Raw genomic sequence first — 13,356 nt, 5'->3', positions numbered from 1 at the left:
AAGACCAGGAGACACCATGAGACCCCAACATCACGCGCTTCGCCTTGCGTTCGCCACGATTGCCATCGCAGGCCTCGGTGCCTGCGGCGGTGGAGGCGGCGACACCTCGGCCCCGCCGCCACCCGCGCCGCTGGCGTGCACTGCGCTGGCCGGCATGACGATCCCCGCGACCGCCATCGGCCTGCCCACCACGGGCGGCACGGTGACCACCGCCACCGTGGTGGCGGCCTCGGGCAGCGGTGCGACTGCGGTTCCCGAGCACTGCCTTGTGAACGGCCAGATCGCGCCGGTCGACTCGGCGGCCCAGGCCATCCAGTTCCGCGTCGCACTGCCGACCGTCTGGAACGGCAAGGCCATGATGTTCGGTGGCGGGGGCTTCAACGGCAGCATTCCCAACGTGGTAGGCAACGTGCCCGCCGGCGCGCCCAACCAGCCCTTTCCGATCGGCCGCGGCTATGCCGTGTTTGCCAGCAATGGCGGCCACCAGGCCGGCGCCCTCGGCTCGCTCGACGGCACCTTCCTGCTCAACGAGGAGATGCTGCGCAACTGGGCCGGCGAGGCGCTGAAGAAGACGCGCGATGCGTCGGCCTTCCTGATCAGGGCGCGCTACGGGGTGTCATCCATCCAGCAGTCGTACTTCGCCGGCGGCTCCACCGGCGGTCGCGAGGCGCTCGAAGTCGCCACGCGCTGGCCTGACGACTGGACCGGCATCATCGCGTGGTACCCGGCGTGGAAGCAGATGTCGGCCATGCTCGCCGGCCATCGCGCCAGCCGGGCGCTCGCCCAACCCGGCGCCTACCCGAACACGCCCAAGCGCAAGCTCGTCTACGACGCTGCGATCGAGGCCTGCGACGGCCTCGACGGCCTGGCCGACGGCCTCATCAGCAACCAGAACCGCTGCAACGCCGTCTTCGACCCGGCGACCGCCTCGCTCAACGGCACGCCGCTGCGCTGCCCCGACGGCGCGGACACCGGCGACACCTGCCTGTCGGACGTGCAGATCGCCGCGCTGAAGGCGATGAACGCCTCGACGCGCTTCAACTTCACACTCGCCAGCGGCGAGACCGGCTACCCGGGCTACAACGTGTGGGGCGCCGACCTCGGCATCACCAGCAACCCGAGCCCGCTGCAGCCGACGATCACCTTCCTCAACCTCAACACCTCGCAGCCGGCCCACCCGATGCCGAGCACCGCGCCCTACATCAGCCGGCAGCTCGACGCGATGATCCGCTACGGCGTCACCCGCGATCTCGGCTACGACTCGCTGTCGCTCGACCCCGAGAACCCCGGCCCCTGGGGCCCACGACTGAGCGAGCTGTCGACCCTGCTCGACGTGCCGGTCGACCTCGACGCCTTCGCGGCCAAGGGCGGCAAGCTGCTGCTCGCGCATGGCCTGTCGGACGTGCTCGTCAGCTCGCGCGGCACCGAGGAGTACTACCAGCGCCTGCAGGCCCGCATGGGCCCGGCCGAGGTCGACAAGTTCGTGCGCTACTACGAGGCACCGGGCTACGGCCACGCCTTGAGCACCTCGTTCAACGTCGCGTGGGACTCGCTCACCGCGCTCGAGAACTGGGTGGAGCAGGGCACCGTGCCGCCGCTGCAGGTGATGGGCGACACCGCCTCGGGCAGCATCGCCCGCACCCGGCCGCTGTGCGAGTACCCCAAGTGGGCGCGCTACAACGGCAGTGGCGACGTGAATGCCGCGGCCTCGTTCACCTGCGTGCCCTATGAAGACGTGCCGCCCACCCAGCGCAGCACGCACCTCGGCACGGTGATCGGCAGCGACCTGTCGGCCACCAGCGGCACCTACGCCTGGAAGGGCATCCCCTACGCCCGCGCCCCGGTCGGCGACCTGCGCTGGCGCGCACCGGCCGAGGCCGAGGCCTGGACCACCCCGCGCTACACCCAGACCTTCGGCAACGCCTGCAGCTCCGCCGGGCGGCTCTACGGGCCGGGCCTGAACAACCGCTACGACGCAACCATCGGCACGTCGCTCGGCCAGACCGTGGGCTCGGAAGACTGCCTGTACCTGAACGTCTGGCGCCCGGCGAGTGCTGCGACCAACCTGCCGGTGATCGTGTGGGTGCACGGCGGCAGCAACATCACCGGCTACACCGCCGACCCGATGTACGACGGCGCCAACCTCGCGCGCACGGCCAATGCCGTGGTGGTGTCGGTGAACTACCGGCTCGGGCTGCTCGGCTTCTTCAACCTCGGGCAGCTCAAGAGCGGCACCGACCCGCTCGACGACTCGGGCAACTTCGCCATCCTCGACATCATCAAGGCGCTGCAGTTCGTCAACCGCAACGTCGCCAACTTCGGTGGCAACGCCGGCAACGTCACGCTGATGGGCCAGTCGGCCGGCGCGGTGAACGTGTTCGCAGTGATGACCTCGCCGCTCGTCGTCGCCGCCAACCCGGCGCTCGTGCACAAGCTGCTGCCGATCAGCGGCGGGCTGTCGCCGGCGAGCGAGCTGCCGGCGGGCAGCATCGCGACCATGGCCGCGCCGTCCGACTTCCGCGGCCAGGCCGACTACTTCCTCGCCCGGCTCGTGATCGCCGATGGCCTCGCGACCGACATCCCGTCGGCCTCGGCCTACATCGCGGGCCAGACCGCCGCGCAGATCGCCACCTATGTGCGCGCCAAGAGCGCCGACACCATCTGGCAGACCGTCGTGACCCAGCTCGCGCCCATCGGCGCCGGCGGCTCCGGCCCCATCGGCGACGGCAACGTCGTGCCGCTGAACCCGATCGCTGCCATCCGTGCCGGCCAGTACGTGAGAGGCCCCATCCTGATGGGCAACACGCGCGACGAGGGCAAGCTCTTTCCGACCCTGCTGCCGCTCGTGGGCGGTGCGGTGGGCCGCCTGATCAACGACGCGATGGTGTTCTCGATCGCCTACGGCTACCAGCCCAACGCCGCACCGCAGACGACGCTCGAGCAGTGGATCCCGGCGTCGTACCTGCCGGTCACCACGCCGACGACGGGCTGGAACGCGCGCACCGAGCAGCTCAACCGCATCTTCTTCCTGAACAGCCGCGACAGCATGATCGCCGCGTTGCAGACGCAGCAGAGCAACATCTGGCACTACCGCTTCGACTGGGACGAACTGCCCACGCCGTTCAACGACATCTTCGGCGCGGCGCACGCGTTCGACCTGCCGTTCGTGTTCGGCAACTTCGGGCCATCGCTCTACGCGGGCATCTCGTACACCACCGCCAACCGGGCGGGCCGGCTCGCGCTGTCGGACGCCATGATGCGCAGCATCGGCGCCTTCGCCCGCAACGGCGACCCGAACAACGCCGCACTCGGCGTCACCTGGCCAGTCTGGCCGGCCTCGTTGCGCTTCGACGCGACGCCCACCGCGCGGGCCATCTCCGTGCAGCCCTGAGCCCCAAGGAAACTGGTCCATGTCGATCGTTGATTCATTGCGGCCGTGTGCCGGCCTGCGCGTCCTCGTCACGGCGGGGGCGAGCGGGATCGGCGCGTCGATCGCACGCGCCTTCCACGATGCCGGGTCGCAGGTGCATGTGTGCGACATCGACCGGGCGGCGCTCGACCGCCTCGTGGCCACGGCCCCGGGCATCACCGGCAGCATGGCCGATGCCTCCGTCGCCACCGATGTCGACCTCGTCTTCGACGACGTGCAGGGCACGCTCGGCGGGCTGGACGTGCTCGTCAACAACGCCGGCATCGCCGGCCCCACGGGCCCGATCGAGGGCATCGACGCGGGCGAGTGGGAACGCACGATCGCGGTCAACCTGAACAGCCAGTACTACTTCGCCCGCCGCGCCGTGCCGATGCTCAAGCGCTCGGAAGTGCCGAGCCTGATCGCGATGGGCTCGGTGGCGGGGCGCCTGGGCTACGCCTTCCGCACGCCCTATGCGTCGAGCAAGTGGGCGATCGTCGGCATGACCAAGTCGCTCGCCATCGAGCTCGGGCCTCAGGGCATCCGTGTCAACGCGATCCTGCCCGGCACGGTGGAAGGCGAGCGCATGCGCGCGGTGATCGCGGCGCGTGCCGCCGCCACCGGCGTGGGCGTCGACGCGATGCGCGAGCAGTACCTCAACAAGATCTCGTTGCGCCGCATGGTGACGGCCGACGACGTGGCGGCCCTGGCGCTGTTCCTCTGCTCACCCGCCGCCCGCAACCTGACCGGCCAGGCGATCAGCGTGGACGGCAACCTCGAGTACCTCTGACGACGCCACAAGCCGCGGCGTCGATTCCACAACCCAAGGAGACAAACATGCGTGATTCCCTGCCCCCGTCGGCGCTGCGCGCGCTGCCCGCCATGGTCACCCTGGCCTGCCTCACCGGCCTGGCCCAGGCGGCGCCGGTGAAGATCGGCCTGCTCGAAACGCTCTCGGGCCCACAGGCCTCGACGGGCCAGTCGTTCCGCTCCGGTGTGAAGTACGCCATCGACAAGATGAACGCGAGCGGCGGCTGGAACGGGCAGCCGGTGCAACTGATCGAGTACGACAACCAGGGTGGCCCGGCGGGCGCGTCCGACAAGCTCAAGGCGGCCATCGCCGACGGCGTGCAGATCGTCGTGCAAGGTGCCTCGTCGGCCATCGGCGGCCAGATCACCGAAGACGTGCGCAAGCACAACCTGCGCAACCCCGGCAAGGAGATCGTCTACGTCAACGTCGGCGCCGAGGCGATGGAGCTCACCGGCGAGAAGTGCAACTTCCACCACTTCCGCTTCACCGGCAACGCGCAGGTGCGCACCAAGGCGCTCGTCGCCGGCATGAAGCAGGCCGGCACGCTCGGCAGCAAGGTCTACGCGATCAACCAGAACTACTCCTGGGGCCAGGACATGGAGCGCGCCATCGGCGACAACGCCGCCGCCGGCGGCTACCAGGTGGTCGAGAAGACGCTGCACGACACCAACAAGATCCAGGACTTCGCGCCCTACGTCTCGAAGATCGTGTCGAGCGGCGCCGAGACCGTGATCACGGGCAACTGGTCCAACGACCTCTTGCTGCTGATGAAGGCCTCCAAGGCCGCCGGCCTGAAGGCACGCTTCGGCACGGTCTTCCTCGACCAGCCGGGCAACGTCGCCAACGCCGGCGACACCGCGCTCGGCCACTTCATCGCCCATGCCTTCAACCCCGAGGCGGGCGGCGCCGACAGCACGCGCTTCGTCGACGACTTCAAGGCCAAGACCGGGCATGTGCCGACCTTCGTCGAGCCGCAGGCCGCGTTCGGCCTCGAAATGGTGGCCGCGGCGCTCAAGGCGACCAAGCCACAGGGCGGCGCGCTCAACGTCAACGCCTTCGCCAAGACGCTGGAGACCACCCGCATCCGCACGCCCATGGGCGAGGTGAGCATGCGCGCCGCCGACCATCAGGTGCTGATGCCGTTCGTCGTCTCGGTGGTCGCGAAAGACGCGAAGTACAAGGCCGACGGCACCGACATGGGCTTCAAGCCGGTCAAGGTGTTCACGGCCGAAGAGGCGGCGGCGCCGGTGCAAGCCAGCTGCAAGATGCAGCGACCCGACTGATGAGCACGATCGAGTGATGGACACGATCTTTTTCGCGCTGCTCAACGGCGTCATCCACGGCCTGCTGCTGTTCATGGTGTCGGCCGGGCTGACGCTGGTGTTCGGCATGATGGGCGTGCTGAACTTCGCGCACGCGTCGTTCTACATGCTCGGGGCGTATTTCGCGTACACGCTGCAGGGCATCGTCGGCTTTGGCCCCGCGGTCGTGCTCGCGGCGCTGCTCGCCGGCGCGGTGGGCGTGGGCGTCGAGCGCTGGTTCCTGCGGCGCGTGCACCACCACGGCCATGCGCACGAACTGCTGCTCACCTTCGGGCTGTCGTTCATCATCGCCGAGACGATCAAGCTGCTGTTCGGCAACCACCCGGTCGACTACCGGGTGCCCGCCTCGCTCGACTTCGCGGCCTTCTCGCTCGGCAGCCAGCAGTACCCCGTGTACCGGCTGCTGATGGGCGGGGTGGCAATCGCCATGTTCGCCGCGCTCTGGGCGCTGCTCACGCGCACGCGGGTCGGCATCGTCGTGCGTGCCGCCATCTACCGCCCGCGCATGGCCGAGGCGCTCGGCCACAACGTGCAGCTCGTCTTCATGGGGGTGTTCGGCGTGGGGGCGGCGCTCGCGGGGCTCGCAGGCGCCGTCGCGGGCGCCTTCTACACGACCAACCCCAACATGGCGCTCGAAGTCGGCGTGATGGTGTTCGTGATCGTGGTCGTCGGCGGGCTGGGCTCGCTGGGCGGCGCGATGCTGGCGTCGGTGCTGATCGGCGTCATCACCTCGCTGGCCGTGGGCGTGGACCGCAGCATCGCGGACCTGCTCGCGTTCCTGGGCGCGCGTTCATGGGCCGAGGGCATCGGCGGGCTGCTGACGCTGAAGGTCTCGAGCCTGGCGGCGACGATCCCGTTCGTGCTGATGCTGCTCGTGCTGCTGGTGCGGCCTCGCGGCCTGATGGGGGAGGAGGCATGAGCCGTTCTTGGACGCTTCTGCTCCTGGGCAGTGGCGTGGCGCTGCTCGCCGCGCTGCCCGCGCTCCTGAGCGCGGGGCTGCTCAACGCCTCGATCCAGATGCTGATCGCCGCGCTGTTCGCTTGCGCCTACAGCCTGCTGGCGGGCCGCGCGGGACTGCTGTCGTTCGGGCATGCCGCCTACTTCGGCGTGGGCGCGTTCGCCACCTTGCATGCGATGAATGCCTTTGCCGGCAAGGGGCTGCTGCCCACGCCGCTGCTGCCGCTCGTCGGTGCCTTCGCGGGCCTGCTGGTGGGCCTGGTCGCCGGCTGGTTTGCGACGAAGCGCAGCGGCACCACCTTCGCGATGATCACGCTGGCCGTGGCCGAGCTGCTGCACTCGCTCGCGCCGCAGCTCAAGGGCTGGTTCGGTGGCGAGTCGGGCATCTCGGCGATGCGCATGCCGGCCTGGGGGCTGACCTTCGGCTCGACGGTCGAGGTCTACTACCTCACGCTCGCCTGGGTGCTGCTGTCGCTCGCGCTGCTGCATTTCCATGGCCGCACGCCGCTCGGGCGCCTGACGCTCGCGCTGCGCGAAAACGGCCACCGCCTGAAGTTCCTCGGCTACGACGCCCACGGCGTGGGCTTGTCGGCCTTCGTGGTGTCGTCGATGTTTGCCGGCATCGCGGGTGGCCTGCAGGCGATCAACAACGAGGCCGCCAACTACGTCGTCTTCGATGCCAGCGTCTCGGCTGCGGTGGTGCTCAACAGCTACATCGGCGGCGTCGGCAGCTTCCTCGGCCCGGCGCTGGGCGCGGCGCTGATGACCTTCTTCGGCTACGCGGTCTCAGACGCGACGCGCTCGTGGCTGCTCTACCAGGGCATGCTCTTCGTGCTGGTGATGATGTTCGTGCCGGTGGGCCTGACCGGCCTGTTCGGTGCCGCGGCACGCCTCAAGGCACGGCGTGGCTGGCGTCTCGCCGTGTCGGTGTCGGCGCTCGCCGTGGTGGCGACGCTGTGCGCCGCGGCAGGCGTGGTCTTCGTCGTCGAGATGCTGCAGCGCCTGTGCTCGCACGACTACCGCGCGCTCGCTGCGATGGGCGGAAGCTGGCCGCCGATCGCGCTCTTCGGTCGAAGCTGGCCGCCCGGGTCGGTCGCGACCTGGCTCGTGCCCGCCGCGCTGCTGGCGGTGGCCGGCCTGCTGGGCTGGACGGCGCGCCGTGCCCTGGTCTCGCCTGCGGTGCCGCAGCCCGAGGCGGCCGCTATCGACGGCCAGGAGGCGCTGACATGAGCGAGATCGTCCTGAGCCTGCGCGGCGTGCGCAAGTCGTATGGCGCGAGCGAGATCATCCGCGGCGTCGACCTCGACCTGCGTGCCGGCGAACGCCACGCGCTGATCGGCCCGAACGGGGCCGGCAAGTCGACGCTCTTCCACCTGATCTCGGGCAACACCGCACCGAGCGCCGGCGAGATCGTCTTCGGCGGCCAGCGCATCGACGGCTGGTCGCCGCAGCGCATCGCCCGGGCGGGGCTCGCGCGCTCGTTCCAGATCACCAACATCTTTCCGAAGCTCACCGTGTTCGAGAACATCCGCCTCGCGGTGCTGCGCCGCCATCACCTGCAGTACGCCTTCTGGCGCGTGCTCGACCGCGCGACGGCGGTGCGCGAAGACACCGAGCGCCTGCTCGAACGCGTGCGCCTGCAGGCGCATGCCACGTCGCTGGCCGGCGAGATGACCTACTCGGCGCAACGCTCGCTGGAGCTCGCGATGACGCTCGCCTGCGACCCGCAGGTGGTGCTGCTCGACGAGCCCATGGCCGGCATGTCGAGCGAGGAGACGGCCTACACCGCGCAGCTCATCCGCGAGACCACGGCAGGGCGGGCGCTGCTGATCGTCGAGCACGACATGAGCGTCGTCTTCGACCTCGGCGAACGCGTGAGCGTGCTGGTGTACGGGGAGCTGATCGCCACCGGCACGCCCGACGAGATTCGCGCCCATGCCGGCGTGCGCGAGGCCTACCTTGGCGAGGAGTTGGCAGCATGAGCGCACGCGACGATGTGCTGCTCCAGGTCGACGACCTGCACGCCCACTACGGCAAGAGCCATGTGCTGCGCGGCGTGACGCTCGCCGTGCGGCGCGGCGAGGTGGTGAGCCTGCTCGGCCGCAACGGCTCGGGTCGCTCCACCACGCTCAAGGCCATGATGGGCCTCGTGCCGCCGAGCGCGGGCCGGGTGCAGCTCGGCACGCGCGCGCTGGCCGGCGCCAAGCCGAACACCATCTGCCGCGCAGGCCTCGCCTACGTGCCCGAGGAGCGCGAGGTCTTCGCCAACCTCACGGTCGACGAGAACCTGCGCATGGGCGAGCAGCCGCCGGTCGAAGGCGCGCAGCGCTGGAGCATCGAGCAGATGTTCGACTACTTCCCGCGCCTGAAGGAGCGCCGCCGCACCAAGGCCGGCAGCCTCTCGGGCGGCGAGCAGCAGATGCTGACCATCTGCCGCTCGCTGCTGGGCAACCCGCTGGCCATCCTCATCGACGAGCCCACCGAGGGGCTCGCGCCCAAGATCGTGGCGCAGGTCGGCGAGTGCATCCGCGACATGCAGCGCCGCGGCGTCTCGGTGCTGCTGGTGGAGCAGAAGCTCGCCATCGCGCTCAAGGTCTCGTCGCGCGTGTGCGTGATGGGGCACGGCCGCATCGTCTTCGAAGGCAGCCCGCAGCAACTGGAGGCCGATGACGCGCTGCTGCAGCAGTGGCTCGCGGTCTGATCCATTCACTCACAGGAGCCCCGAATGCGGACCCACTCCGACAAGGTCATCATCAGCTGCGCCGTCACCGGCTCGGTGCACACGCCGACGATGTCGCCCTACCTGGCGCTGACGCCCGACCAGATCGCCGAGCAGGCGATCGAGGCGGCGCAGGCCGGCGCCGCCATCCTTCACCTGCACGCCCGCGACCCGCGCGACGGCCGGCCCACGCCCGACCCGGCGGTGTTCGACCAGTTCGTGCCGCGCATCAAGGCCGCCACCGATGCGGTGATCAACATCACCACCGGCGGCAGCACGCGCATGACGCTCGACGAGCGGCTCGCCTACCCGCTGCGCGCGCAGCCCGAGATGTGCTCGCTCAACATGGGCTCGATGAACTTCTCCATCCACCCGATGGCGCGCAAGATCGCCGAGTGGCAGCACGCCTGGGAGCAGCCCTACGTCGAGGGCATGGAAGACCTGATCTTCCGCAACACCTTCCGCGACATCAAGCACATCCTGCGCGTGCTCGGCGACGAGTGCGGCACGCGCTTCGAGTTCGAGTGCTACGACGTGGGCCACCTCTACAACCTCGCGCACTTCGTCGACGAAGGCCTGGTGCGCGGGCCGCTCTTCATCCAGAGCATCTTCGGGATCCTCGGCGGCCTCGGGCCCGACCCGGAGAACCTGGTCACGATGCGCAGCACCGCCGACCGCCTGTTCGGCCGCGACGGCTACCGCTTCTCGGTGCTCGGCGCCGGGCGCCACCAGATGCCGCTGCTCACGATGGCGGCGGTGATGGGCGGCAACGTGCGCGTCGGCCTCGAAGACAGCCTCTACCTCGGCCGCGGGCAGCTCGCGCGTTCGTGCGCCGAGCAGGTGCGCAAGATCCGCCGCATCCTGGACGAGCTGTCGCTGGAGGTCGCGACGCCGGATGAAGCGCGCGAGATGCTCGGCCTGAAGGGCCGCGAGGCGGTGGCGTTCTGACAACGACGAAGGAAGGAAACGATGACGAAGCGATTGAAGGGCCGTGTGGCCATCGTGACGGGTGCCGGTGGCGGGCTGGGCCGCACGCACGCGCTGGAGCTGGCGCGCCACGGCGCGCGCGTGGTGGTGAACGACCTGGCCGGGGCCGACGCGGGCGCCGCGGCGCACCGCGTGGCCGATGAGATCCGCAGACACGGCGGCGAGGCGCTGGTGTGCCTGGGCGACGTGACACACGACGACGAGATGGAGGCGATGGCCGCGCAGGCGGTTGCGGCCTGGGGCCGCATCGACATCCTGGTCAACAACGCCGGCATCCTGCGCGACAGGAGCTTTGCCAAGATGTCGCTCGACGACTTCCGCCGTGTGCTCGACGTGCACGTGATGGGCGCGGTGCACTGCACCCGTGCCGTGTGGGCGCGGATGCAGGCGCAAGCCTACGGCCGCATCGTGATGACGACCTCGTCGAGCGGCCTGTACGGCAACTTCGGCCAGGCCAACTACGGGGCCGCCAAGATGGCGCTCGTCGGGCTGATGCAGACGCTGGCGCTCGAAGGCGCGAAGTACAACGTGCGCGTCAACTGCCTGGCGCCGAGTGCCGCCACGGCGATGACGGCCGGCGTGCTGCCCCCGGAGGCGCTCGCGCGCCTCACGCCGGAGAGCGTGAGCCCCGCGTTGATCCCGCTGGTCTGCGAAGACGCGCCCACGCGCATGATCCTGCTCGCCGGGGCCGGCAGCTTCGAGTCCGCGCACATCACGATGACGCACGGCGTGTACCTGGGCGACGACGCCCACGCCGGTGATCGTTTGTGCACGCAGCTGGCGCTGCTGCAGGACCGCACCGGCGAGACCGTACCCGCCTCGGGCTGGGAGCAGTACAAGCTGGAGCTGGCCAAGGCCGACGTCGTGGAGGACGAGACCGCATGACCACGTTCTCCGGCAAGGTCGCGCTGGTGACGGGCGCCAGCTCGGGCCTCGGAGAGGCCACGGCGCTGCACTTCGCGCAGGAAGGCGCCAAGGTCGTCGTGGTGGCACGGCGCGCCGACCAGGGCACGCGCGTCGTGCAGCGCATCGAGGCCGCGGGCGGCGAGGCGCTCTTCGTCCAGGCCGACGTGAGCCGCGCCGGCGATGCCGAACGCATGGTCGCCGCCACGCTCGACCGCTTCGCCCGCCTCGACTGCGCCGTCAACAACGCCGGCATCGCCGGCCCGCGCTTAACGCCCATCGCCGACGTCACCGAGGCGCAGTGGGACGAGGTCATGGGCGTGAACCTGAAGGGCGTGTGGCTGTGCATGAAGCACGAGATCCCGGCTCTGCTCGCCAGCGGCGGCGGCGCGATCGTCAACGTGGCCTCCATCTACGGCCTCAAGCCGAGCGACATCGGCCACGCGTCGTACGCGACCAGCAAGTTCGGCGTCGTCGGCCTCACGCAGTCGGCCGCGTCCGACTACGGCCAGATGGGCCTGCGCATCAACGCGATCGCACCGGGGTTCACGCGCTCCGAGATGGTCGACCCCGAGCGCCCGGGCGCGGCCGAGCGCTACCGGGCACTGACGGCCCGCCACAGCGGCATGAACCGGCTCGGGCGGGCAGAGGAGCCTGCCGGCGCCATCGTCTGGCTGTGCTCGCAGGCCGCGAGCTATGTGAACGGCGCCGTGCTCGCCGTCGACGGCGGCGGCGCCACGCGCATGTACTGACGCGCTGCGATCAGCCGAACGCGACGAGCAGGAGTGCCGCCAGGGCGTAGGGCATCAAGGCGCTGCAGACACCAAAGGCAAGGTTGGACAGCCGGGTGTGCTCGGTGGCCGGGATGGTCTGGTCGAGGGAGTTGAGAAGGTGCTTCATGGGTTTTCCGGTAGATCGTGGGAAATGAGGTCGAGCGAATGCAGCGGCCATCAGCACAGCGGCTGATGGACGACGGCATGGCGGCAGGCGAACGCGACAGCGTCGCGAGTCGGAGCGACCCTAACGATCCGGGACGTGGAAGCACAGGCGCCGGGACAGAACGCGGCGCGGCGCGTCGATGCGACCGAGCGGCAGCTCGGCCTCGACAGGAAGACAGCGGGGAACGGAAGGCTGGAGTTGCCTTGCGTCTCGCCCGCTGTGGAAAGCGGGTGTCAACATGGGGTTTCTCCGTTCAAGAGAGGGCCCGCATCGCGCGGGTGCAGGCACTCTAGCAAGCCTTCCGTGACGGCGCTGGCGTGGGGGCTTTCAGGCGATCACTTCGACCTTGGCGCGGCGGGCGACCTTGGTCCAGGTGTCGATCTGCGAGCGGATGAGCGCCGTGAAATCCTCGCCGAGGACCGGCGCCTTGCGCGGGAGCGTCTGCAGCTCTTCGAGGCGCGCCATCACGTCGGGCTTGGCCAGGATCTCGGGCACGAGTGTCTTCAGGCGCGCGGCGATGGGTGCGGGCAGGCTCTTCGGCGCCGACAGGCCGAGCCACTGGGCGCCCGTCAGCGATGGGTAGCCCAGCTCGGCGAAGGTGGGGATGCTCGGCAGCGCCGGCAGGCGAGCGGGGGTGGAGACGGCCAATGCCCGCAAGGACCCGGCTTTCAGCTGCGCGACGTTGGTGGTAATGGGGTCGAAGAGGCCATCGATCTGGCCGCTCAGCAGGTCTTGCATCGCCGGTGCGCTGCCCTGGTAGGGCACGTGGTCGTGCTCGGGCGCCTGCCCGTCGATCTTGAGCAGCTCGCCGTACAGGTGGTTGGCGGAGCCCACGCCCGAGGTGCCGTAGCGCACGGGCTTGGTCTTGGCCATCGTCACGTACTGCGAGAGGCTGGTGATGGGCGACTGGCCACGCACCAGCAGCACCATCGGCGCCTCGACCAGCATGCCGAGGTGGGAGAAGTCGGCCACCGGGTCGAAGGGCATCACGTTGCGCGTGGCCGCGGCGTAGATGTGCACCGAGGCGTGGCTCACCAGCAGGGTGTAGCCATCGGCGGGTTGCTTGGCGACGTAGTCCGTGCCGATCAGGCCACCAGCACCGGGCCGGTTCTCGACCACCACGGTCTGCCCGAGGGCTTGCGCCAGGTGGGGCGCCATCAGCCGCGCGACCGTGTCGACCAGGCCACCGGGCGGGAACTGCGCGATCAGACGGATGGGGCCGCGGGCGGGCCAGGCGCTCTGGGCACCAACCCAGGCAGGCGTGGACAGGGCCGCGGCACCGGCGGCAAGTACGAGGCGACGCTTCATC

The 13,356-nt window shown here is 69.9% G+C and carries 12 protein-coding genes; 10 read left to right on the top strand and 2 right to left on the bottom strand.

Features of this window, described 5'->3' with window-relative positions; translation table 11 throughout:
* The first annotated feature begins 16 nt into the window (after window positions 1-16).
* Genes JI745_RS26745 through JI745_RS07930 form a run of 10 tightly spaced genes read left to right on the top strand, consistent with a single transcriptional unit; the run spans window position 17 to window position 11,860 of the window.
* Window positions 17-3,391 (top strand): tannase/feruloyl esterase family alpha/beta hydrolase, encoded by a 3,375-nt coding sequence (locus JI745_RS26745; RefSeq protein ID WP_310738526.1) that lies wholly within the window; start codon window positions 17-19, stop codon window positions 3,389-3,391.
* Window positions 3,392-3,410: 19 nt separating this feature from the next.
* Window positions 3,411-4,199 (top strand): SDR family oxidoreductase, encoded by a 789-nt coding sequence (locus JI745_RS07970; RefSeq protein WP_201805254.1) that lies wholly within the window; start codon window positions 3,411-3,413, stop codon window positions 4,197-4,199.
* 47 nt (window positions 4,200-4,246) lie between these two features.
* Window positions 4,247-5,503: a branched-chain amino acid ABC transporter substrate-binding protein gene (locus JI745_RS07965; RefSeq protein ID WP_404932804.1), complete on the top strand. Its 1,257-nt coding sequence runs from the start codon at window positions 4,247-4,249 to the stop codon at window positions 5,501-5,503.
* Window positions 5,504-5,519: 16 nt separating this feature from the next.
* A complete protein-coding gene (locus tag JI745_RS07960) occupies window positions 5,520-6,461 on the top strand; it encodes a branched-chain amino acid ABC transporter permease (protein WP_201805252.1) in 942 nt (313 codons plus the stop codon).
* Window positions 6,458-7,729, top strand: a complete 1,272-nt coding sequence (locus JI745_RS07955) for a branched-chain amino acid ABC transporter permease (protein WP_201805250.1) — start codon at window positions 6,458-6,460, stop codon at window positions 7,727-7,729. Before JI745_RS07960 ends, JI745_RS07955 begins: the two co-directional genes overlap by 4 nt.
* A complete protein-coding gene (locus tag JI745_RS07950) occupies window positions 7,726-8,481 on the top strand; it encodes an ABC transporter ATP-binding protein (RefSeq protein ID WP_201805247.1) in 756 nt (251 codons plus the stop codon). Before JI745_RS07955 ends, JI745_RS07950 begins: the two co-directional genes overlap by 4 nt.
* Entirely contained in the window at window positions 8,478-9,200 is a 723-nt protein-coding gene (locus JI745_RS07945; RefSeq protein WP_201805243.1) for an ABC transporter ATP-binding protein, read from the top strand. The genes JI745_RS07950 and JI745_RS07945 overlap by 4 nt, the downstream gene beginning before the upstream one ends.
* Window positions 9,201-9,224: 24 nt before the next feature.
* Window positions 9,225-10,166 (top strand): 3-keto-5-aminohexanoate cleavage protein, encoded by a 942-nt coding sequence (locus tag JI745_RS07940; RefSeq protein ID WP_201805241.1) that lies wholly within the window; start codon window positions 9,225-9,227, stop codon window positions 10,164-10,166.
* Between the two features lie 21 nt (window positions 10,167-10,187).
* Window positions 10,188-11,090, top strand: coding sequence for an SDR family NAD(P)-dependent oxidoreductase (locus JI745_RS07935; RefSeq protein ID WP_201805240.1), 903 nt, complete (start codon window positions 10,188-10,190; stop codon window positions 11,088-11,090).
* Window positions 11,087-11,860 carry an SDR family NAD(P)-dependent oxidoreductase gene (locus JI745_RS07930; RefSeq protein ID WP_201805235.1) on the top strand — a complete coding sequence of 258 codons (774 nt, stop codon included), beginning with the start codon at window positions 11,087-11,089 and terminating at the stop codon, window positions 11,858-11,860. The genes JI745_RS07935 and JI745_RS07930 overlap by 4 nt, the downstream gene beginning before the upstream one ends.
* A gap of 10 nt (window positions 11,861-11,870) precedes the next feature.
* On the opposite strand, the gene JI745_RS07925 is transcribed toward JI745_RS07930, so the two are convergent.
* Both JI745_RS07925 and JI745_RS07920 read right to left on the bottom strand, forming a co-directional pair.
* Entirely contained in the window at window positions 11,871-12,008 is a 138-nt protein-coding gene (locus JI745_RS07925; RefSeq protein WP_201805234.1) for a hypothetical protein, read from the bottom strand.
* Window positions 12,009-12,374: 366 nt separating this feature from the next.
* Window positions 12,375-13,355, bottom strand: coding sequence for a tripartite tricarboxylate transporter substrate binding protein (locus JI745_RS07920; protein ID WP_201805233.1), 981 nt, complete (start codon window positions 13,353-13,355; stop codon window positions 12,375-12,377).
* Window position 13,356: the final 1 nt, after the last annotated feature.

This window comes from Piscinibacter sp. HJYY11, assembly GCF_016735515.1.
Classification (GTDB): Bacteria; Pseudomonadota; Gammaproteobacteria; order Burkholderiales; family Burkholderiaceae_C; genus Rhizobacter.
This window is presented reverse-complemented; position numbering and strand designations above follow the sequence as displayed.